Source organism: Streptomyces sp. NPDC033174 (genome assembly GCF_055577795.1).
The window spans coordinates 1-20,723 of sequence record NZ_JBVIPQ010000017.1 but is presented as its reverse complement, the minus strand read 5'-3'; the positions used below and the strand labels follow the sequence as shown (position 1 = coordinate 20,723).

16 protein-coding genes and 2 pseudogenes are annotated in these 20,723 nt (G+C 66.4%); 9 read left to right on the top strand and 9 right to left on the bottom strand.

Annotated elements, in window-relative coordinates; all coding sequences use genetic code 11:
* Positions 1–24: 24 nt before the first annotated feature.
* The 3 genes from ACZ5VC_RS32920 (at position 25) to ACZ5VC_RS32910 (ending at position 3,523) form a co-directional block, all read left to right on the top strand.
* The gene (locus ACZ5VC_RS32920) at positions 25–2,253 is read left to right on the top strand and encodes a hypothetical protein (RefSeq protein ID WP_469123630.1); all 2,229 of its coding nucleotides are present in this window, start codon (positions 25–27) and stop codon (positions 2,251–2,253) included.
* Positions 2,254–2,935: 682 nt separating this feature from the next.
* Complete coding sequence (locus ACZ5VC_RS32915) at positions 2,936–3,067, top strand: hypothetical protein (protein WP_469123629.1); 132 nt, start codon at positions 2,936–2,938, stop codon at positions 3,065–3,067.
* 51 nt (positions 3,068–3,118) lie between these two features.
* Complete coding sequence (locus ACZ5VC_RS32910) at positions 3,119–3,523, top strand: ATP-binding domain-containing protein (RefSeq protein WP_469123628.1); 405 nt, start codon at positions 3,119–3,121, stop codon at positions 3,521–3,523.
* A 172-nt stretch (positions 3,524–3,695) separates the two neighbouring features.
* On the opposite strand, the gene ACZ5VC_RS32905 is transcribed toward ACZ5VC_RS32910, so the two are convergent.
* The 3 genes from ACZ5VC_RS32905 to ACZ5VC_RS32895 all read right to left on the bottom strand — a co-directional run bounded on the left by ACZ5VC_RS32905 (position 3,696) and on the right by ACZ5VC_RS32895 (position 7,957).
* A complete protein-coding gene (locus tag ACZ5VC_RS32905; RefSeq protein ID WP_469123627.1) occupies positions 3,696–4,652 on the bottom strand; it encodes a hypothetical protein in 957 nt (318 codons plus the stop codon).
* A gap of 2 nt (positions 4,653–4,654) precedes the next feature.
* Positions 4,655–4,915, bottom strand: coding sequence for a hypothetical protein (locus tag ACZ5VC_RS32900; RefSeq protein ID WP_469123626.1), 261 nt, complete (start codon positions 4,913–4,915; stop codon positions 4,655–4,657).
* A gap of 708 nt (positions 4,916–5,623) precedes the next feature.
* A complete protein-coding gene (locus ACZ5VC_RS32895; RefSeq protein WP_469123625.1) occupies positions 5,624–7,957 on the bottom strand; it encodes a hypothetical protein in 2,334 nt (777 codons plus the stop codon).
* 1,202 nt (positions 7,958–9,159) lie between these two features.
* On the opposite strand from ACZ5VC_RS32895, the gene ACZ5VC_RS32890 reads away from it, so the two are divergent.
* Positions 9,160–11,820, top strand: a complete 2,661-nt coding sequence (locus ACZ5VC_RS32890) for a helicase associated domain-containing protein (protein WP_469123624.1) — start codon at positions 9,160–9,162, stop codon at positions 11,818–11,820.
* Between the two features lie 324 nt (positions 11,821–12,144).
* The gene (locus tag ACZ5VC_RS32885) at positions 12,145–12,369 is read left to right on the top strand and encodes a hypothetical protein (RefSeq protein ID WP_469123623.1); all 225 of its coding nucleotides are present in this window, start codon (positions 12,145–12,147) and stop codon (positions 12,367–12,369) included.
* A gap of 184 nt (positions 12,370–12,553) precedes the next feature.
* On the opposite strand, the gene ACZ5VC_RS32880 is transcribed toward ACZ5VC_RS32885, so the two are convergent.
* The 5 genes and pseudogenes from ACZ5VC_RS32880 to ACZ5VC_RS32860 form a co-directional block, all read right to left on the bottom strand.
* Complete coding sequence (locus ACZ5VC_RS32880) at positions 12,554–13,726, bottom strand: DUF6236 family protein (protein ID WP_469123622.1); 1,173 nt, start codon at positions 13,724–13,726, stop codon at positions 12,554–12,556.
* A 310-nt stretch (positions 13,727–14,036) separates the two neighbouring features.
* Positions 14,037–14,207, bottom strand: a complete 171-nt coding sequence (locus ACZ5VC_RS32875; RefSeq protein WP_469123621.1) for a hypothetical protein — start codon at positions 14,205–14,207, stop codon at positions 14,037–14,039.
* Positions 14,208–14,346: 139 nt separating this feature from the next.
* The gene (locus ACZ5VC_RS32870) at positions 14,347–14,508 is read right to left on the bottom strand and encodes a hypothetical protein (protein WP_469123620.1); all 162 of its coding nucleotides are present in this window, start codon (positions 14,506–14,508) and stop codon (positions 14,347–14,349) included.
* A gap of 490 nt (positions 14,509–14,998) precedes the next feature.
* A complete protein-coding gene (locus ACZ5VC_RS32865; RefSeq protein ID WP_469123619.1) occupies positions 14,999–15,592 on the bottom strand; it encodes a hypothetical protein in 594 nt (197 codons plus the stop codon).
* Between the two features lie 843 nt (positions 15,593–16,435).
* Positions 16,436–17,625, bottom strand: a pseudogene (locus tag ACZ5VC_RS32860) (IS110 family RNA-guided transposase).
* Between the two features lie 377 nt (positions 17,626–18,002).
* Between ACZ5VC_RS32860 and ACZ5VC_RS32855 the strand changes: the two are divergent.
* From ACZ5VC_RS32855 to ACZ5VC_RS32845, 3 genes are all read left to right on the top strand, one after another.
* Positions 18,003–18,530, top strand: a complete 528-nt coding sequence (locus ACZ5VC_RS32855) for a hypothetical protein (RefSeq protein WP_469123618.1) — start codon at positions 18,003–18,005, stop codon at positions 18,528–18,530.
* Between the two features lie 18 nt (positions 18,531–18,548).
* Positions 18,549–19,322 (top strand): MFS transporter, encoded by a 774-nt coding sequence (locus ACZ5VC_RS32850; RefSeq protein WP_468714072.1) that lies wholly within the window; start codon positions 18,549–18,551, stop codon positions 19,320–19,322.
* Positions 19,323–19,388: 66 nt separating this feature from the next.
* Positions 19,389–19,523, top strand: coding sequence for a hypothetical protein (locus tag ACZ5VC_RS32845; RefSeq protein WP_469123617.1), 135 nt, complete (start codon positions 19,389–19,391; stop codon positions 19,521–19,523).
* Between the two features lie 261 nt (positions 19,524–19,784).
* Here the strand turns inward: ACZ5VC_RS32845 and ACZ5VC_RS32840 are convergent.
* A pseudogene (locus ACZ5VC_RS32840) lies at positions 19,785–20,010 on the bottom strand (transposase); the annotation flags it as partial.
* A gap of 191 nt (positions 20,011–20,201) precedes the next feature.
* Here ACZ5VC_RS32840 and ACZ5VC_RS32835 point away from each other — a divergent pair.
* Positions 20,202–20,510 carry a type II toxin-antitoxin system PemK/MazF family toxin gene (locus ACZ5VC_RS32835; protein WP_469123616.1) on the top strand — a complete coding sequence of 103 codons (309 nt, stop codon included), beginning with the start codon at positions 20,202–20,204 and terminating at the stop codon, positions 20,508–20,510.
* The last annotated feature ends 213 nt before the right edge of the window (positions 20,511–20,723 follow it).

The window sequence follows — 20,723 nt, the reverse complement described above, 5'->3', positions numbered from 1 at the left end:
TGGCCGCCGCTAGGGTCGGCGGCTGTGATCAGAGAGAACTATCCGCGGGCTCACGGGCACCTGCAGAAGGCACAGCAGGCAAAGGCAGAGATGGCGTCGCTCTGGGGCACGCTGCTCGATGGAGACCTTGTCGAGGAGAGCGTGGTCACGCACCCGGACGGTTCGGGGGTGATCAGTGCGTGGCTGGCATGGCCCGCCGGGCGGCAGGAGGAGCTGACCGAGCTGTTCCGCAGCTGCGTGCAGGAGCTGTGGGCGTGCCTGGACGCGTTGGTGGAGGAGTCGGTCGAAGCGTTCAGTGTTCTGCAGAGGGTGCGTCGACCGGAATACAGCCGCTTCTTCCCGGTCGCCGATTCACCAGAAGGGTTCCAGGCACTGCTGGCGGAGTCCTGCATGGACGGGACACTGCGGTCTCACGTGGCGATGGTGCAGGACTGTCAGCCTTTCCAAAGCGACGACAGCAACGAGATCATCGACCGGCTGAGGACGTCGCTGGGCTACCTGGTGGCGTGGGAGGCAGATCTTGCTTCGGGCGCGCTGATGGGCGCGTGGGCCACCCCTGTCGAGCCGCAGGTTCACGCGGCTGCACCCGCTGTGCTGCAGGGGCTGGAGGCAGAACCGCCGGGTGATCTGGGCGAGGAACGGGTCCTGGCTCGCTACCGGCTGAGCTCGTTCCAGCACGGCTGCGCCGTGGAAGCGCAGGCAGGCACCTACGTCGACTTGTGTTTCGTCGAGGGTTTCACCCCCACCGACATCGAGGACACCTTCGATCGCCGGCTGACACAGGTCGTAGAAGCGGTGACCAGGTTCGCTGTCTCGTTCGCCTGGCTGTCCAGCAAGGTTCCGGGCAGCAGAAGGGTGCTGCCCCACTCCGGCCTTGGCGAACGAGACACGTGGGTGGAAGCGGCACGTTCGTCCCGGTGCTGGACTCCCGAGGAACTCGCCGCACTGGCCTCCTCGGACATCGGCCTCGGGCGGGTGGAGGATGCCGACAGGCTCACGCTGATGGTGAGGACCGCGGGTGGGGTGTACGAGCGGGTCGTTCCGAACGCGACGCCTCTACGCGGTCATGAGCGCCGAGGCTTGGCTGCGGAAGTGGCTGTGCAGGATGCTGCCGCGACGTGGGGTCTGCCGGACTTCGTGATGGTTCCCAGTGTGGAACGCAAGGGCCGCGGGGTCAGGGAGATCAGTGACGGGCTGCTGGTCGTCGGGAGTCGTGGCGTGGTTGTGCAGATCAAGGCGCGCGAAGGTGAGCCCGGCACACGCGAGAAGGAGTCGTCCTGGGTTCTCAAGCAGCTCGCTGCGGCAAGCAAGCAGACCCACGGCACAGTACGGCGGCTGAAGATGCAGAGCGTGCAAATGACGAACGGAAGAGGCCGCAGCGTTCACATCGACAGCCCGGCCGTCGACTGGGTCGGTGTGACGATCATCGAGCACCCGACTCCCCCTTCAGACGTGCCGGTCACCCCACAGCCGGGAGTAACGCCAGTGATTGCTCTGCTGCGCCGCGACTGGGAGTTCTTGTTCGACCAGCTACGTTCCACCCACGCCGTGGTCGCCTACCTCCACCGGATCGGCGGCTCGGCGCCTGTTCTGGGCGACGAGCCGGAGCGCTACTACGAGCTGGCGGCTGCGGACGCCGCAGCGGCTCCAGGACCAGTCGATCCGGCTTGGGAACGGCGCGGAGGACAGCCCTACAGCATCCCGCTCCTACCTGCCGCGCCAGCGGGCAGCGACGATAACGAAGCACACACCATGGTGCGCATCATGCTCGAGGACGTCGCCACCAGCCTGACCGGACCCGACGAATGGGGGCCCTGGCAAGCCGTTCTCGCTTCTCTCGACAGTCTGCCCGTCGGACATCGCACAAACCTGGGCCGTTTCCTGCTCGATGCCCTCTCCGCAGTCACCACCGCCGCAGCAGGGACCACCGCGTGGCGGATGCGCACGTTCATCGCCGGACCCGACCAGAACCAGCTGGGGTTCGCTGTCTGCTCCGCCCTGACCGATCCCACCCGCGCCGCGTTCTCCGCTTGGCTGCAGCTGCGCCACCACGAACGGGGAGAGGATGCGGACCTCTCCTCTCTCACATCGCTGGGAGTGCTCCTCACTCCCCGGATGGACGGCTACCGCGAGTGGGATACCACCGTGCAGGTCATCAGCGGCAACCCGGAGCTCTCGGACGATGACCTGCAGGTGTATCAGAACTTGTGGAATGCGAATCAGCAAGGCGTTGGTAGCGGCTCCGAAGCATGAGCGCAGCCCGGACGGCGTGAGTCTTCCAGGAGAGGTTCGGTCGGGAAGCCGCCAGCCGTGCCGAAGTCGTTGTCCCAGGGTGCAGGATGCCTGCGTAGGTACGATCAGGCCGTCGGCTGCGTGGGCGGACACGGCACTGGAACCAGGCATCGGTTGCCTGGTAGTCCGGTGAGAAGCTCTGACCGTGTCACGCGTCTGGGATGGGAAGCGGAGAGGACGAGCGACCACGAAGTTGCGACGGCTGACGGTTGCAGCATTTCCGGGGGGGTGAGCCAGGGCACCGTACTGCTGGATGGTCACTCACTAATCGTGGGGTCCAACAGTCTCGGCAAGTCCACCGTCTGCGAGGCACTGGAGCTGGTCCTGGGTCCGGAGCGGATGTTCCGGCGCCCGGTGGCAGACGAGTATGACTTCTACGGGGCTCAGTATAGGTTTCCGAGACGATCAGCGTGGAGAACGTGACGGCCCGCAGCGTGACGGCCCGCGGCGTGCTTCCCTGTGTCGAACCGACCTGCACTGGGATCCCGAACTCACCGCAGCGGCAAGGTTTGTAGTCGCCTCAATCCTGGAGTGGCCAGCCAACCCTGCCACGCCTGGAGGCACTGGTGAGGACCCTACGCGCTGTCGCCGACTACTACCGCACCAAGTTACTAAAGGCGGCGCCAAAGCCACGGTCCAGACCATGGAGCGGGCTGTCACCGCGCTCGCCAACGGCAAACCACTACGTGGAAAGACCGCAGCGGCCATCGACGCCGCCTACGATGCAGGCCTGAAGCTCACCGGCCAGCCCGTTGCCGACTGGCAAGAAGCTTGAGCCCGCCTGCACGGATCCAAGGAGCTGGACGAACTGTTCAAGCGGGTGCGCATGCTGCGCTTGTTGAACGCGACCGACCAGCTGGCCCTCACCCTGGCTCAGGCGTGGGACGGAGCGACCTTCTACACCGACGCGGCCGCAGCCATACGCCGCGCCCTGAACATGCACCGTTCCAAGGGCAAGGAGTTCGACGGCGTCGTCATCGCCGAGGGCGCCTTCCACAGCCGTCTCCTGGAACCGACCTGGGATACTGAGCGCACCCGGAACAATCGCCGGCTGCTCCGCGTAGCCATCACCCGCGCCCGGCACATGGTCGTCTTCGTCCGCCGGAAGACGCCCTCCGTCCCGCTGCCCCCCCCGCATAGACACACAAGCAGCATCGCCTCCTCCACAGCACAGAGGTGCCCGAACCGGGATCGAAGCGATCCTGGGTACGCCGCGAGAACCGGGCCTTAGCGCTACTGACGCCTGCGCAGTACCCCCCGAGTGAACCTTGAGGGAGCGCTGCGTTCACAAGGCCGTGCTCGGCATCGCCCGACTGCACAACTCGGCCCTCACCGAAGATCTCACACCCGACACTGGACAACGTCTAGGAGGAGTGAGGACCAGGCGGTCAGCTCGCGCGCCGTCAGGCGCGATCGGTAACCCGCCCCGCGGGAGTGACGCGCTCTGCCATGGCCTTCAGTTGGGCGCGCAGGGCGGCCTGCTCGGCGGTCCGCGTTTGCCTCTCGGTCTCGCTCTCGGGCTCATCGGCGTTCTCGGGTTCGTCGTACTCGTACAGCCAGTGGTCCGTGGCCTCCCGGTACGCCCTCTCACGCATCCGTTCCTCGTAGTCGTCGTACGTCTCGTCCGGATGGATCTGGCCGGTGCGGCGCTTGATCTCCTCGTCGCGCTCGCGGCGTTCCAGGTATTCCTGCACTGCAGGGTCGGCGTCCAAGCACGCATAGCCTCCCCATCGCCGGGGCGGCTCGGGCGGTCGCCGTCGGTCCTCGATGCGGTCGAGGATCATGTGCCACTCGGCGGCGTCCTGGATGTTCACGTCGAAGGCTTTCAGGAGCGCGGACAGCTGTTCGCGGCTGGGCAGGACCTTCCCGTTCAGGATCAGGCGGGCTGTCGAACGCGGCACACGGAGTCCGTCAGCCTTGGTCGCCTGCTCGATTGCGCTGTAGGAGGGCTGACCGGCCCGCAGGCGCAGCCGCGTCAATTCCTGGCCCAGGGAGGCTGGGGTGCGGACCTGCCGGGCCCGTCGGCCGCGGCCAGACAAGTGCGGGCGGGCCTTTTCGACTGCGGCCGCCCTCCACAGGCTCCGCGCTCTAACTACCCGCCACAGCGTTGCGTAGCTGCCAGGGTCGCCGGCAGCACGGGCATAGGCAAGTACGGTCGAAAGCGGGGGCAGGTGGGTGCCGCGGGCAGCCTGGCTGAGGGTGGAGGCCCCGCGGTACTCCGGAGTGTTGGGGGAGCCGGTGCGCTCGGACAGGGTGGCGTAGGTGGTGTGTGCTTCGTCCTTGAGTTGGCGCAGGTAGGCGGCCAGGGCCCGCAGCCGGGGACGGGCGCTGGCGTCGACGGGTTTGGTGGGGCGGCCCATCGTTACCGGCTTCGGCGGCGGGAGGGCTTCGCAGGGTCGCTCGTGCGGCGTCCAGTGATCAGTTCGGCCACGGCGGCGGCCACCACGACCAACGCAGCCGGCACGGGCCGGTTTCCGGCGGCCAATGCGGCCGATGCAAGGACGACCACGACGATGACCACGACCTCGGGGACACCCAACCGGCTCGGCTGGGCCTGGGCGGGAAGGTTGGTGGAGCAGGACGCCGGCTCGGGGCTGGCGGCGGGCAGGGGCAGGGCGGACATGAGCGACTCCAGGCGGTAGGGGCACGGCATCCAACTCGGACTTATCGGGGTGGGATTGGGGCGGGGTCGTGCCCCACCCTCGACGCCTCCATGGTGCCCGTGCCGACGCCCTCGCGGCCAGTCCGATCGGCATCCGCCCAGGCCGACGTGTTCACCGGCAAGGTAGGTGGATTCTTCTCTCTTGCCTGCTCAGGGTCACTGAAAAAAGTGAGTTGACCCGAAATCGTTCAGAGCTTGCGCCGTCCCGTACAGCTGGCTGAGAGGCCCTTCGTCCCCCTCGCGTGCGGTGCCCCGGAGTGCCGACATCTTTGGGCCCGCGTTCATCGATAACGGGGCCTTCCATCTGGGCTTCGACGACCCGTACGGACGCTTGGCCGCTGAGTCGCGTCTTCCGCCTGGCGCGGCGTCGACACTCCACACCGCATAAGCTGCTCCGAGGGGATGACAGGGGTCGCACACTGTCCAACGTGCGCAGGGGATGGCATCTGCCGGATGTAGGCACGGTCCGCTTGCTGAGTTTGCTCTACATCCGGTGAACGAGGATGAGACACAAGAATGAGAACTCACACCCGCGAGAGGTCACCAACCTGTCCGCGGCGAGGCAGGGACAGCAACCACGATCTGACCTGCCGCAGGGCGTAGGCCGACTGGCTTGGCACGCCCTGCTGAGATCCGCAAACTCAGGGCTGCGTAGACGGAACAGGCGGATCAATACGGTCCGTTGAGGCTGATCAGTGCTTCAGTGAGGGCGCTCTCGCGTTCGTCGGGGTCGAGCGTTTCGCCGAGCGCCTGCCAGGTCGCCTCGTATTCCGAGCACACATCTTGGACGATGGACCGTTTCACCAAAGCTGAGTACGCGCCATCGGATTTCAGCGCAGCGAGCCACTGACTGCTGTGGGAGATGGGTGAGTGCACAGCATTCTCGAGCAAACTGTCACTCACAATCTTGAGACGCTCAACGATCGTCTTGGTGTTCCTCTCGATGAGGTTCTCCGCATGCTCGGGGTCGGACCATGCGGCGTCGTCCAGGAGTTCGTCGAGCTCTGGCAGACGGGACGGAAGGCCACATTTGTCCAGGAGCACTGGATCGGCGATCTCTCGGACCATCTGTAGCAGCTTCTCCCGGTCAGGCCAGTTCCTGCCACGATCTGCAGCGACGCGGCGAACGCATTCCCATATTCGTTTCTCACTTGCGAACCATTGTGAGAGCTCGTGTTTCTCGGTGATCAGTTGCTTGCCTCGAATACGCCAGGTGTGTTCCATGACATGGGTGCTACCGACCAGCAACTGCTGGTCGTAAGCCGTGAGCTCTGCGTACAGCGGTTGGCTGGGCCGATGATGATCGGGAGTGGGATGCGGATAGGTCTCCCGCTCGAAGCGGACAAATCGGGGATTTTGACGCAGCTTCTCTAGGTCGGGATCTTCGATGAGCAGCCACGAGCGCTTGATGGTAAGGAAATCGCGCTGCTGAGATTTCGCGGCGTCCTCTAGTTCGCTTACGGCCCTTTTAGCGAGGTCATGAAGCTCTGAATGCCCTGGCGGATAGCCCTTCATCGCCACGGCATACACGCAGGCCGCGTTGTAGCTGTCCTGCCAAGGGCGCCACCGTCGAGGCCGCCAATGCCTCGCACACCGCAGCATAATGTTGAGGTCTTTCCCCGTGGCGGGCCATGACGGCAGTTCATGACTGGGCGAAAACAGTGCGGTGTATTTGTCGGCGCCAGCCAGGCGTAGTGGCGCCCACACGTCGCGGTTGATCCGGAGTGACGCCCTGGTGAGAGATCCCTGATACCTAGTGCGCGGGAAGTGGAGCCGAATCCAAGGGTAGTCGTAGGCGAGCTGGCGCATTTCCTCCCTGCAGGCGATCTGAAATATCAGTCGAACCATTCTCCTATTGCGCTGACGGAGTTTGTCTTCGAGCCACATTCTGGCATCACCTTCGGAGCCGAGAGACAGTCCCGGGACGTCCTTGACTGTGCGCCAGTATCGGTCGACGAGAGCTGGCATCATGGTTTTGCGGATCTCCGTTCGGGCCTGTGCCCGCCGAGGGCACTCACCCTGCTCTTCTCTGCACCATTGGTCAGCGGTGCGCTCTGACATTCCGAGGACGACGGCGTAGCGGTAGCGCGCGGTGAGGAGGCCATCGCGCCACCACCTGTACCGGAGGCGGTGCCGTAGCAGGGCTGGTCTCTTGAGACGTTTGTTCCGCTGCTTGCTGTTTTGCTCATCTAGGAGAATGGCGCCGTAGTACGTTTCGAGCGCGTCGAGGTGCAACCACAACTTCTCTTGTGTGCCGGCGATCTGGGACCGCAGGAACAGGTTCGTCGGATCGAGCCGGAGCGCCGCGTAGTAACGGTCGAGGGCATCGTCGAACCTTCGGTCCCGGCTGAGCTCCTTAGCCTGCTGGTAGGCGGCGAAAAGCTCCGGTTTGAGGTCTCGCCCTCGCCATTCCCGCCAAGGCGGAGTCCTGCTGCCCTTCGTGATCGGCACGAGGGTCGCCATCACCCAATACGCGGCTGTGTCCACTGCCTGTTCCCAGGTCGGCTCCCAAAGTGTCTCCGTACGGCTGCCACCGATCGCGTACGAAGTTACCGTGACGGTTACCCCGGAGCCGGGCACTTGCGCCCGTTCGCGGAGTACGCCGGTGACCGTATAGGCGATTTTGGGACGTAGCCGACTGAAGAAGCGAAGCAGACTTGTGCCCAACTTTTTCGGGTCAAGGTCGACGTCTCCAAGGAGGTCCAAGAAGTTCGCGGTAGGCGCTTCAGCCGGCAGCGTGGTCGGGAGATGGAGATTGGTTTCTGACAGTTGCTTGCGCAACTGAGCCGTCAGATCTTCCAACCGCGATTCACCCTCTGGCGTGGATGCCACGAGCCTTCTTACGTCTACTGGGCCCGGCTTGTAGGCGTTATGGGCGAGCATCGCGTGCCGCAGAGCCCAGAAGAAGAGGAAGAGGAGGGCCAGGAAGCCAAGACGGTCCGCCAGAGGAGCCCCGTTCTCTCCGCTCGTCACCATGCTTGCAGCACCGTCGAAAATCTGCATAACCCAGTCGACTGGGCCTTGATCAGATTTTTGATTCTCATCGTAGTGGGCATCGCCAGCTGCACATAGCACCGCAACTAGGGACACGAACAGGAAGAAGGTGCCTACGTACGTAAGTCGTGTGCGAGGAACGGGGAGCAACGACCGGTCGGCAGCAGGATGCCGCTCAAGACGAGAGGACATAGCCGATCCCTCTAGCTCTAGCTTTCACTTACCAGTCTTCTACGGAACCGAACACGGGCAAGTCGAGCGGGGCCGACCGCAGGGGCCCGTCTGACGCTTCCTTGGCGGGTGAAACGCTTGAGCTCGTGAACGGTGAAGATAACTGGCGTCTCGGGCGCGGCCTCCTTGCGCTGGGGGCCAGCGCGAGTGTCTTCTCCAGCTCGGGCCGGAGCTTGATGCGGGTGCAGATCTGCTCGTGGAAGACCTTGTGGAACTCCGCTCGGTAGAGGGCTTCGAGCTGGCTCGCCACCGCTCTCTTGCCCGCGGCGAGGTGCGGGCGTAGCCGATTCGGATCGTCCGCTCGGTGCGAGGAGCTGGCACGACGGCGAGCGTGGGGCCCTGTTTTTGCACGCGGCCGGGGAGCCGGGCAGCTGCTGCCAGGTGCTCGACGGCTCTCTCCAGGTACGGAGCAGCGGCGTCGCGGCGCTCGCCAGGATTCTCACTATATCTGCGAGATTCCCATCTAGCTTGCAGCAGTGCAGCTCAAGCGCCCTTACGCATGACAGAGCTATCCGAGCTGTTGTCTCAGTAACTTGCAGCATCGCAGGTCAGAGATCTATCTCTATCGCAACAAGAATGAGAACTCACACCTGGACGTCACTGCGCGGGACGGACTCGATGTCGTGGACCTCCAGACCTTTCCACCGGGCGTATCGTTGACCATCTTTGAGACCTTCGCAGTTTGGCGTGCGGTGATAAACACTTCCCCCCTTCGTGACGTACACCCTTCGGGGGAGATTCGACTGTGCGGAACGGCAGTGGTCACACTGAGAAGAGGGAAGGAACATGACTTCGCAGAAGTCGTTAGCCATGGCCACGATTCTAATGTGGTGCTCGTCTCCCGACCACGCTCTTCTCGGTCAATGAACGTCCTGAACCGTGGTTGTCGTGAAAGCGTTCTGACGCAATGTCACGGACGGGCGGAACAGGCTGTATGTCACCTGGGTCATTTTCGAATCGGAAAATTGGAAGGCATCTGAATGCCGGTGATTCAACTCCGGGAACACCAGGTCGATCAGAAGTCGGCGTTCCGGAAGTGGGTGGGATTCCCTGCAAGGTCATCTGTGCCGCCGGAGGGGGCACGCGGGACGATCGTGTCCGCGACCGGTTCGGGCAAGACGATTACGGCGGCCGCGTGCGCCCTGGAGTGCTTCCGGGACGGCCGCATCCTCGTGACGGTGCCGACCCTGGACCTGCTCGTGCAGACTGCCCAGGCGTGGCGCCGGGTGGGCCACCGGGCGCCGATGGTGGCGGTGTGCTCGCTGGAGAACGACCCGGTGCTCAACGAGCTGGGGGTGCGTGCCACCACCAACCCGATCCAGCTCGCGTTGTGGGCCGGAAGCGGGCCCGTGGTCGTGTTCGCCACGTACGCCTCGCTGGTGGACCGTGAGGACATCAACGCTCCCGAGGGCCGGCGGAAGGTTCGCGGGCCGCTGGAGGCCGCTTTGGCGGGCGGGGAGCGGCTGTACGGGCAGCAGATGGCGGGCTTTGACCTCGCGATCGTGGATGAGGCGCACGGAACCGCTGGTGATCTTGGTCGGCCGTGGGCCGCGATCCATGACAACCAGCGGATCCCCGCCGACTTCCGGCTGTATCTGACCGCGACCCCGCGCATCCTCGCCTCGCCCCGCCCGCAGAGGGCCGCGGACGGGCAGGAGCTGGAGATCGCCTCGATGGGCCAGGACTCTGAGACGTACGGACCGTGGATCGCCGAGCTGGGGCTCTCGGAGGCGATCGAGCGGGGCATCCTCGCAGGGTTCGAGATCGACGTGCTGGAAATCCGCGACCCCTCCCCCGTCCTCGGGGAATCGGAGGAGGCGCAGCGAGGCCGGCGCCTAGCGCTCCTGCAGACCGCGCTCCTGGAGCACGCGGCAGCGTACAACTTGCGTACGGTCATGACGTTCCACCAGAAGGTGGAAGAAGCCGCAGCGTTCGCGAAGAAGATGCCGCAGACGGCAGCCGAGCTGTACATGAACGACGCCTCCGACGACGACTTGGCCGCTGCGGACAAGCTGCCGAAGTCGACGATCGACGCGGAGTTCTACGAGCTGGAGGCCGGCCGCCATGTACCCCCAGACCGGGTGTGGTCGGCGTGGCTGTGCGGCGACCACCTCGTGTCCGAGCGGCGCGAGGTCCTGCGGCAGTTCGCCAACGGCATCGACGCGAACGACCGGCGCGTGCACCGGGCGTTCCTCGCCTCGGTGCGGGTTCTCGGGGAGGGCGTGGACATCACCGGCGAGCGGGGCGTGGAGACCATCTGCTTCGCCGACACCCGCGGCTCCCAGGTCGAGATCGTGCAGAATATCGGCCGGGCACTCCGTCTCAACAAGGACGGCTCCACCAAGGTCGCGCGGATCATCGTGCCGGTGTTCCTGGAGCCCGGCGAGGACCCGGCCGACATGGTCGCCAGCGCCTCGTTCCGCCCCCTTGTAGCGGTCCTCCAAGGACTCCGCAGTCATGATGAGCGCCTGGTCGAGCAGCTCGCCTCCCGCGCCCTCACCAGCGGCAAGCGCAAGGTCCACGTCCGGCGCGATGAAGAGGGGCGGATCGTCGGGGCCGGCGGCGAGGGCGACGGCGAGGACCAGGAGCAGGACGACACCGACGCCGCTGCCGAGTCCGCCCTGCTCCACTTCTCCTCTCCCCGAGACGCCGCCACGATCGCCGCGTTCCTGCGCACCCGGGTCTACCGGCCGGAGTCCCTGGTGTGGCTGGAGGGCTACCAGGCCCTCATCCGCTGGCGGAAGGAGAACGAGATCACCAGCCTGCACGCCGTGCCCTACGACGTTCAGGTCAAAGTCGGGGCGACGAAGGCGTTTCCGCTTGGGCGATGGGTCCACCAGCAGCGGAAGGCCCTGCGGGCAGGGGAGCTGGAGCCGCGCCGCAAGGAGCTGCTGGACGTGCCGGAGGCCGGGATGGTGTGGGAGCCAGGCGAAGAGGCGTGGGAATCCAAACTCGCCGCGCTCCGCTCCTACCGGCAGGCCACGGGCCACCTTGCTCCCCGCCAGGACCAGGTGTGGGGCGAGGGCGAGGCGATGGTGCCCATCGGGCAGCACATCGCCAATCTGCGCCGCAAGGGCGGCCTCGGCAAGGACCAGAAGCGGGCGGCGGAGCGCGCGCAGCAACTGGCGGCGATCGACCCGGACTGGAACTGCCCCTGGCCGCTGGACTGGCAACGCCACTACCGCGTCCTCGCCGACCTGGTCGACGCCGACGGCAGCCTGCCCGACATCGCACCCGGCGTGCTGATGGACGGCGATGACATCGGCCGGTGGCTCCAGCGGCAGACCCAGCCGAGCACCTGGGCACAGCTGTCGACCGAGCAGCAGGAGCGGCTGTCCAAGCTGGGCGTCAAGCCCCTTGAGACACCAGCTCCGGCCCCGGCGGCAACGCGTGCGACGAAGGGTTCGAGCAAGGCGCAGCAGGCGTTCCAGCGCGGACTTGCGGCCCTCACGCAATGGGTCGAACGGGAAGGCCATCGGCCTGTACCACGCGGCCACGCTGAAGAGATCACGGTCGACGGCGAGACGGAGCCGTTGATCGTGAAACTGGGGGTGTGGGTCTCGAACACCAAGACCCGGCGGGACAAGCTCGGCCAGGACCAGCTCGACGCGCTGCGGGAACTAGGCATGGACTGGGCGTAGGAGCCCCGAGTTGCGGCTTCCCCGCCAAGCCGTGGCTGGTGCCCCATAACGGGTGAGGCCGACTGACGGTTATGGGAGTTGCAGATCAACGGACCAGGCAGGGCATGGGCGGTAGGAATCGGAAGCTGGCGCCGTTAGGAGCGGGGTCGATACTCCTGGCAAGCGGGGTGTGGCGGGTGGCACCGCTGCGGGGTGAGATGACGCAGTCGTTTCTGAGCCGGGTGGCTGCACGCTATGGCGTAGGGCTCAAGCTGGGCAGGCTCACGGACGGCCCGTGGTGCGGACTGCTACGCCTACGGCAACGCCTGCGCCGAGATCGTGCGCATGGTGCACCCCGTCACCGGTTCCGTGCGGGTTCTGGCTGAGCGCACCCGCTACACCCCGAAACCGCTGCCCGGCGGTGCTCACCCCGACAACCTCCTGACCGACAAAGAGACCGCTGCCGTCCTCAAAATCGCGCCCAGCATCGGCAACGAGGACCAGGAGCGCGACCAGGCGCATGCCCCCGCACCCGGCCGGCGCCGTCTCGGCGGCCGCCCCTCCGCGTAGTCCAGACGCTCACCGATTGGGCAGTCGTGGCTGTCCGGTGGCCGGTCAGACGGCGACTACGACGGCGAGGCCGCCGGCGAACGCAGCGGCGAAGGCGGCGACCACCATGAGCGGCGTGGCCAGGCGCAGGTGGCGGTAGGCGGCGTAGCCGAGGACGCCGAGGACGAGCTGGCCGACGGTGGCGTCAGATCCCCACGCCTGCGGCGCGCGCGGCGATCCGACTTGCCCGCTGGAGCACGGTCGCCGGTTTCAGCTCCTTCTCCACACGGAGCAGGTAGCCGGCGGGCGAGGAGGCCACCAGTATGTCGCGCTCGCGGGCGGCGGCCTGGCGGGTGGCGAGGGCGCCGAACGCGATGCCGGTGCCGACAGCGGTGGCGGTTCCGCCCAGCAGCCAGCCGAGTCCGGCCCCAGGCACGGTCACCTCTGGCTTGATCATGAGCGTGGTGGAAATGGTCTCCAGCTTCAGACCCTTGATTGCCTTACGCAGGGATTCGAGCGGCTGGGCCAGGTGGAGGTCGAAGGCTCCCTGGAGGTGCAGTTCGAAGGCAGCGCGGTCCGTGACGTCCTGGGTGGCACTGACGACGTCGGTTGTCGCCGCCTCGACCGCTGCCGCGAAGGCGATGAACTCGTCGGCGTACTGCGTCCTCAGGCGGACGATCTTTTCGGCCGGGACGTGGCGTAGGTCGGCCGGAAGGACGCAGCGCACTGCCATCATGGCCAGCGTGGCCTGTGCCGTCTCGTGGCCGACCGCTGGTGCCGCGGGGCCTAGGAGTGTGTCGATGATGCGTTGGGCCGTCCAGTCGCCCGACGCAGTGTGGGCCTCCAGCTGGTCGGTGACCGGCGCGAACGCCGTCCGTCGGGCCAGTTCCTGGGTAAGCGCGCACTTGTACGCCCAGGCCAGGGCCGGGTCCACGACTACCCACGATGTCTGCTGGGGTCCGACCCGGGACTCCCAGCGGGCGAGCCCGGCCTCCTCCAGCGCGTCCACGAGCTCGTCGGAAATCTCTGCGGGGTAGAGGCCGGTCAGATGCCGACCGGTCGACGCAGGTATCGGGACCGACTGCAAGCGTGCGGTGAACTGGCGACCCCTCACGGCGAATCGGGCGCGCAGCGCCTCGGAATTGTTTTGAACCGCCGTGAAGAACGCCGGCGCGACGGCCTCGGCAGCCGGCCGTGGATCGGTATCGACGAGGAATCCCGAGCCCTGGTTGAGCACCCTGACAACCGCGTGGTCTCGCACCGGGAAACCGTGCGGCACCACGCGGGCCACGTTGCGCCAGTACAGGGCCGCCGCCTTGGCCCACGAATCGTCGCGCAAATGGACGTACGGATAGTAGAGTCCGGTCTGCAGCGCCATTGATCGTTTTCCTCTCCCCACCCGACCCACCGCGATCAGGCCCTCACACAATGTTAAGCGAAGGCCTTGCGGTGCCTCTTCCGGCTAGGTGGACGCGAGGCGCCGCGGTCGACACGCGAGGGCATGACGGCCGGGCCGTTCAAGCCGATCACCGGGTTCAACAGAGTCTCGATGGGCGACGGATCGACCGAGCCTGGTCGACAGCGCCCCCGAGCAGTCGGCACGACAGAGCCATCGCCCCGCCCCGCCCTCCGGTATCGCGGGGCTTTCCGCGCCGTACAAGCCGGGCCGAGGGCTGGGGGGGCGATGGCTAGGTGGTGGGGAGGAGGGTGGCGACGAGGACGGCGAATTCCTGGGGGTCGAGGATGCGGATGCCCAGTTCTTCGGGCTTGGTGCGCTTGGAGCCGGCCTTCTCGCCCGCCTCCAGCCGGCACCAGGCGCCCTGCTCACGGAGCATGACGCGGATCAGCTCCAGGGCCACCGCCAGGGAGACCTCGGCCCCGTCGCGGTAACCGGCGAGGTCAGCTGGGAAGAGCCCGCCGAGACCGTGCCCCTCGACCGCCGGCTGGGCACCGAGGTGGACGAGCCCGGCGCCGGAGGGCTCACGGATCTCCAGCCGGTCAATGCCCGCAGCTTCCGCCGAACGCGGAGATCGCCTCCAGATACGCGGCCTCGACCGGCCCGTGGTCGCTGACCACCTCCTCCGCGCCCCGGTAGCTGCCGTGTTCGTCACGGTCGGCGGGGTCGTACTTCGTGATCTGGTGAACGAAGGCAGGCGGCACGCTACTCCTAGACGGGGTGGAAGGTAGCGCCAGCGTAGGTCCCGGGCCGAACTCGCAGTTCCCCTCGGACCTCGATAATTCCGCTGCACAGCCCGACAGATTCAGTGCTCATCCGCCAGATGCAGTGCTCAGTCACACACCTAGGGACCGAGAGCCGTGGTTGGCGGGCGGCGTGCCAGGTGGGCGGAGGGCATGGCGGTACGCCTGCCGTAGCGCCGCCTTGCGCGCGTCCATACCCCGGACTATGAGTCTCACTGCCGCCGCGCAAGCCACGACTCACGCGGTCGCTCCCCCAGATCCGCCCGTCGTGGGCCAGGCGCTGAGCGCAGCGTTCGGTGGCTGGCTGCCACGTACGCGCCCGGCCTCGCACGCTCGTGTCACGGCCACGTACGGGTCACGTGTGCCGCGCCGGCTACTTGCACCGGCCACGACCGAAAGACGCCCCCTGTCTCTCGGATACCCTCCCAACGCATTGCGGCGACGATACGTGTCAGAACTTCCCCGTGTGCTCTGCGGTGCGGTGCCCGAGCTGTGCGCGGAATTCGGTGAAGAAGCTGTCGAGGAGCGGGGGCCACCCCCAGAAGTCGAAGGCCAGCGACCCGAGCTCGAAGCCAGAGGGCCACTCCCATTCAGTGACGGAGACCAGCGCACCGCAGGACGGGCACGCAGCACTCCCCTCCCCCGTTTCCTTCCACCGTTCGATGCCGTCCCGGAAGGGTTGCCAGACCTGTTCGTCCGCCTCCCACGCCTCCGGGTAGTTGATGATCACGGTCTTGGCGCGGCAGCGTGGGCAGACGGCGCACTCCGGCTCGATCTCTCCCTGACCCGCGAAGTGATCGTCCCGCCCGACTACGACGGCAACCGGGCCGGGTATCCAGTCCCCGTCCCAGTCCTCCACGGCGCGCCGCCAGTTCGGGCCGGAAACATAACCCTTGTCGACGCTCAGGGAGTACATGGCGTCACCCGACATGTCGCGCGTGACCAGGCCTTCGGAAACCATCCAGTCGACCATCCGCTCCGCAAGCGCACCGGCATCCTCGTCGCTCACCTCGAGGTCGATGATCCGCTCGAAGTAGTCGCCCATGGTTCTTCACTCCCCGTGTCTCGTTCTGTTCGGCTCACCATGCCATCCACCTCCGACAACGGGGCGTGAAGACTTCACAATGCCGGTGTCAAGCCGTGCCGAATGCTGTCCGGACGAGGTGATTCAGCTGATTCAACGGCCACCGCGACGGCACGTCTCCGGAGGTGAATCACCAGGACCTCCATCTCGACCAGCGTGCCAATGAGACCGGTCTCGGCGAGCTGCGTGGCCTGCGCTCGTGCTTCTAGTTCTCGTACACACCGGAGGCCCTCAGTACGGGAAAGACTTCTCAATGCCGTTGTCAAGCCGCGCGGGTGCTGTCCAGACGGGGCTACGCCGCTGGTTCAACGCTCACCGCGATGGCTCGTCTCCGAAGGTGAACCGCCAGGACCTCCATCTCAACGAGCGTGCCGATGAGACCGGTTTCGGCGAGTTCCGTGGCCTGCGCTCGTGCTTCGCCCAGGGACAGTTCCCGTGCACTGCGGAGGGCCTGCAGCACGGGAACAAGGCTCGGCACGTCTCCAGACAGGCGAAGCCGCGCTGGCCCGTGCGCTTGCAGCAGAGCCTGTCGAATGTTCTCGGGCGTGACGGGGCCGCTGTCTTCCTCGCACCACCCATTCGGGCAGTCCACGCATCGCCCTTCGGTGCCCCAACAGAGCATGCCGTGGTCGAAGAACTGACCGACATCGCAGGTCGTCGTACCTCCGCAGGCACTGCACCGGCCTGTGACCTGTACTCCTTGTGTGATCACAGGGGATCTCCTCAGCGTCATGGGTCAATGCTGGTGAGATCCTCCCTGAGAAGTCGGCTTCGGTCGATCAGGTTTGCGATCGGCGAGAAGCCCTATTGGGCGGTTTCTACCGCTGGCGTGAGTTCGTAGTGCCGCTGGTCTCGGAGAAGTGCCCACAGCACGTTGACGCGTCGCCGAGCCAGCGCCAGGACTGCTTGGGAGTGCCTCTTGCCCTCGGCTCGTTTGCGGTCGTAGTACCGGCGTGATTCCGAGCAGCAGGTGATGCTGCTCATGGCTGCAAGGAACAGGGCCCGTTGCAGACGTCGGTGGTATCGCTTCGGCCGGTGTCGGTTACCGCTGACCTTGCCTGAGTCCCTAGGAGCCGGTGCCAGGCCGGCGTACGTCGCCAGGCCATCAGGGCTGCCGAAGAGATCCATGTCGCCACCGATGGCGGCCAGGATCTCAGCTCCGAGCAGGTTGCCGATCCCGGGCATGCTGGCAACGATGGCGGCCTGACTGTGGGCGCGGAAGGAAACCTCGATCTGCCGGTCGATCTCGCTGATCTTCTCGTTAAGCACGATCACTTCACGAGCGAGCGTGGCGACCGTCACTGCGACCGTCTGCTCTCCGGCAACGCTGGTGTGCTGCCGTTCAGCAGCCTCCATGGCGGTGCGGGCCAGGGCTCCGCACCAGCGGAGCTTCCGGTTCCGGAGCCACTGTTCGAGCCGACTGGCGCCGAGCCGACGGATGGCCGCTGGTGTCTGGTAGCCGGTGAGGAGCACCAAGGGGCCGTGGTTGCCCAGGTCGAGGGCGCGCTCGAAAGCGGGGAAGATGCCGGTCAGGAGGCCACGAAGGCGGTTGACGGCTCGGGTGCGGTCGCAGACCAGATCGGCACGGCGGCCAGTGAACAGACGGAGCTCGATGATGGCTTCGTCGCCGGGCCTGATCGGCTGCAGTCACGGCGCATGCGGGCTTGGTCGGCGATGACGTGTGCGTCACGGGCATCGGTCTTGCCCTCGCCGCGGTAGCCGGCCGTGGCCCGGTTCACGGTCCGACCGGGGATGTAGAGCACCTGCTGGGCGTGGTTGAGCAGGAGAGCGATGACGAGAGCGGCCCCGCCATCGGCAAGGTCGATGGCCCAGATCACCTCGTCGCCCAGGGCGAGAACATCGGTGATCAGCTGCAAGAGGTCAGGCTCGTCATTGGCCACCCGCCTCGATAACAGCTTGGTGCCCTCCCCGTCGATGACGAAGCAGTGGTGGTGGCCCTTGCCAGCATCGATGCCGGCCCAGATGCGATTCAATCTTCATCCCGTTTCAGTCGTACTGATTCTCTGCAGACGACCTCACCGGCGTTGTCCTACTCAGCGATCTACTCGCAACTCTCAATGAGCGGCCCGGTCGTCGGTGGGGTCCCAGGCGGCCAAGTCTGTTCAGCCACGAGCGGCGACACCTCAGTAGCCCCTCCCAGAACCCCCAGGCGACAGGACCCTACGAATGGCCCTATCAACCCGCCTAGAAGGTAGGACACCTCATGCGGCTAACGGGTCAAGTTGAAAAGGGGGGTTCACACCTCCGGTGCAACCCAGGGCGCACCCGTGCAGACAACCCTGGGTACAACCCTCACGAGACCCGGACCGGCCGCGGTCGGGGGAGGCTTGCCCGGTGGGAGACTCGGCTGATGAGTACCACCCGCCGGCCCCTGGGCACCGGCCCCACACCGTCCCAGCCGGCCAGCTTTCCTGCGCCCCGGGCCCGCCTCGCCGCCGAACAGCTCCCCGTCGGCAACGAGGACCAGGAGCACGGCCAGGAGCACGCCGGGCCACCCCAGGCCAGGAGTCGGCCACGGCCCCGGCCACGCCGGACACGGCCCCCGCCCCGGCCGGGGTCACCGGCCAGGAGGCCGCAGCCCTGCGGGCCGAGCTGGAGCGCATACGCCAGGAGCACGCCCTGGAACTCGCCGCAGCCCAGCACGGGGGCGGAACTGGCCCAGGCCGAGGCCGAGCACCTGCGCGCCCAGCCCGCCGCCAAAGGCGAGCACATCGCGGACCTGCAGAACGCACTGCGCGCGCTCATGCCCGCCCCGGAACGGGCTGCCATCCAGCCGGTCACCACCGCCTCGGTACCCGCCCAGACCCACACCGAGCCCCAACCAGAGCCAGAGCCGGGGCAGGGAGAGCGCCGCCGGTGGTGGTGGCACCGCCACTGAGAAGAGACCACTCCCATAGTGGGTAGCCACTACCGGGGACCTCTGGCCGCCGTCGGCCTGCTGGCGCTGATCCCCTCGGTCACCCGGCACCATCAGGATCCGTCCGCAGAGCCCCTGACGGTGAAGAGCGTCGTGGCAGACATCGCTGTCGGCGCGCGGTGGTACTGGACGTCGCCGACGCTGCGGTCGCTCAGTGTCATCGCAGCGATGGGCAATGCCGTCAGCGCCGCCACCTACGGCATCCTTGTACTCCTTGCCACGGACGTGCTCGGTGTCACCTCGAGCTGGTACGGCGTACTGCTCGCGGCCGGTGCCATCGGGGCGGTCATCGGCGGCCTCGTGGCCGACAAGGTCGGCACGCAAATGCCGTTGGGCACGCTGATCCTGGTGACGAACCTGCTGTCGGCCGGATCCACCATCGGCATGGGACTGGCGATCAGCCCGGCGGCCACCGTCGCCTTCATGGCGCTGGACGGCTTCGTCGTCCTGATCCAGACCACCCAGGTCGTCACACTCCGACAGCAGATCGTGCCAAACGCACTGATGGGCCGCGTCACCGCGGCCTACCGGTCCGTCGCCGTGGGCGCCTTCACCGTCGGAGGAATAGCCGGCGGCCTGGTGGCAAAGTTCTTTGGAATCCCTGCCGCCTTCTACGTCGGTGGTACCGCCATGGCGCTCACTGCCCTCGCGGTCCTGCCCGTGCTGAACAACAAGCGCCTCGTCCAGGTGAAAAAAGAGGCAGCCGATCCGGAAGGGACTTCTGGAAAACGCCACGCAGACACTTCGGCGTAACACCTTGCCCCGCGCTCCTCGGCCCCAACTGATCACAAACCGGACGTCACACGACTACGCCGAAGCATGCTCTGCGGTCGCCTCAGCGACGAGCTGCTCGATCCCGAAACGGCGCTGGCCACAGCCACGGCGATGCTCAACGAACTCGCGCGCGACTTCCACGACACCCCCGTCGAAGTGACCTGGGGCCCACGCCAGTAACCCGCCTGGACCGCCCAAGTCACCCCCGTCCCCAGTGACGAGAACGCCCCGACTAACAGCGCAAGTCAATGCCGCTCAGCGGCGAGAGCACCCTATTCGGCCAAGGCACCTCCAGTGGCAGCCTCGCGCCCAGGCCATGTCTCCGTTCCCTCGCAACAAGGCCGATCATTCCATGGGCCGACTGGTGACATAGATGGTGCGCAGGACGATGGCGGCGGACAGAACCAGGAGGTTGCAGCCCACCAGCCCGTACAGTCCCAGGTTGTGCAGGTGGTCCACCACGTAGTCACACACATCGTCGCGGACCGGTCGGCGTCCCACTTGGCCCGACCGAGCAGGTGCTGCATGCCGTCCGGGTCCTCTCCCCAGCCCATTCGGCGATGGTTCAGCAGTTCTTGCGCGGCAGGTCCGACAGCAGTCCGAGCACCAACTTCTGGACCCGGAACCGGGGTTCGACCCATGTGAACCGTCCCGCTATCCGGCTCATCAGGCCCTCGAACGCCTCCTGCCAGCGGGCAGGGTCTACGCTGTGACCTGTGGCCACAGCGTGATCGTTTGTCTTCACACACCGATGATCAACGGGTGTCCGCACCCGTCTCCACAGCGCGTCGGGGTCGCGCAGCGTCCGCCCGCCGTCCTGTGTCAGGAGGACATGTGCAACGTGGCGAAGTCTGGTGGGTGGAGTTCGACGAGCGGCGGCCGGTCGTGCTGCTGTCGGGAGACGACGCGTCCGGGATCCGGGTGATGCAGGTCGTCGCTCGGGCGGGTGTCGACATCACCGGTCTGGGCGTCGAAGTGGCAGTAGGCGCCGTGGAAGGACTGCCCTTTGACGGCGTGCTGCGGTTCGCGTTGCCGCGTCCGGGCTTTACCCCTTGCACGTGGCTGACCACCGTGTCCCGGGACGACCTGATCGAGCGAGCGGGCGTTCTGTCCTCCGCGAAACTCAGCGAGATTGAGAACGCCCTCCGTCTCGGTGGACTCGGGTAGGCGGAGAAGGAACGGAGGCCCGCGACGGCGTGGTCGGTCTCGTCCAGATGATCGACGCTGCCAGCTGCCTCCTCGGCGCCCCTCACGATCGAGATCACGAACTACGGCTGGAGTACTAAGAAGTGATCTCATTTGGCGGCTTGGGTAGGCTGCCGGTCGTGGCGGGGATTGTTGAGCGGCTGGTGCCGGATGAGTTGTGGGAGCTGTTCCAGC

Coding starts and splice junctions, on each gene's coding strand:
- ACZ5VC_RS32915 (WP_469123629.1), top strand. CDS start 2,936: ATGGAGCGGGCTGTCACCGCGCTCGCCAACGGCAAACCACTACGTGGA.
- ACZ5VC_RS32910 (WP_469123628.1), top strand. CDS start 3,119: ATGCTGCGCTTGTTGAACGCGACCGACCAGCTGGCCCTCACCCTGGCT.
- ACZ5VC_RS32905 (WP_469123627.1), bottom strand. CDS start 4,652: ATGGGCCGCCCCACCAAACCCGTCGACGCCAGCGCCCGTCCCCGGCTG.
- ACZ5VC_RS32900 (WP_469123626.1), bottom strand. CDS start 4,915: ATGTCCGCCCTGCCCCTGCCCGCCGCCAGCCCCGAGCCGGCGTCCTGC.
- ACZ5VC_RS32895 (WP_469123625.1), bottom strand. CDS start 7,957: ATGCAGATTTTCGACGGTGCTGCAAGCATGGTGACGAGCGGAGAGAAC.
- ACZ5VC_RS32890 (WP_469123624.1), top strand. CDS start 9,160: ATGCCGGTGATTCAACTCCGGGAACACCAGGTCGATCAGAAGTCGGCG.
- ACZ5VC_RS32885 (WP_469123623.1), top strand. CDS start 12,145: ATGGTGCACCCCGTCACCGGTTCCGTGCGGGTTCTGGCTGAGCGCACC.
- ACZ5VC_RS32880 (WP_469123622.1), bottom strand. CDS start 13,726: ATGGCGCTGCAGACCGGACTCTACTATCCGTACGTCCATTTGCGCGAC.
- ACZ5VC_RS32865 (WP_469123619.1), bottom strand. CDS start 15,592: ATGGGCGACTACTTCGAGCGGATCATCGACCTCGAGGTGAGCGACGAG.
- ACZ5VC_RS32855 (WP_469123618.1), top strand. CDS start 18,003: ATGAGTACCACCCGCCGGCCCCTGGGCACCGGCCCCACACCGTCCCAG.
- ACZ5VC_RS32845 (WP_469123617.1), top strand. CDS start 19,389: ATGCTCTGCGGTCGCCTCAGCGACGAGCTGCTCGATCCCGAAACGGCG.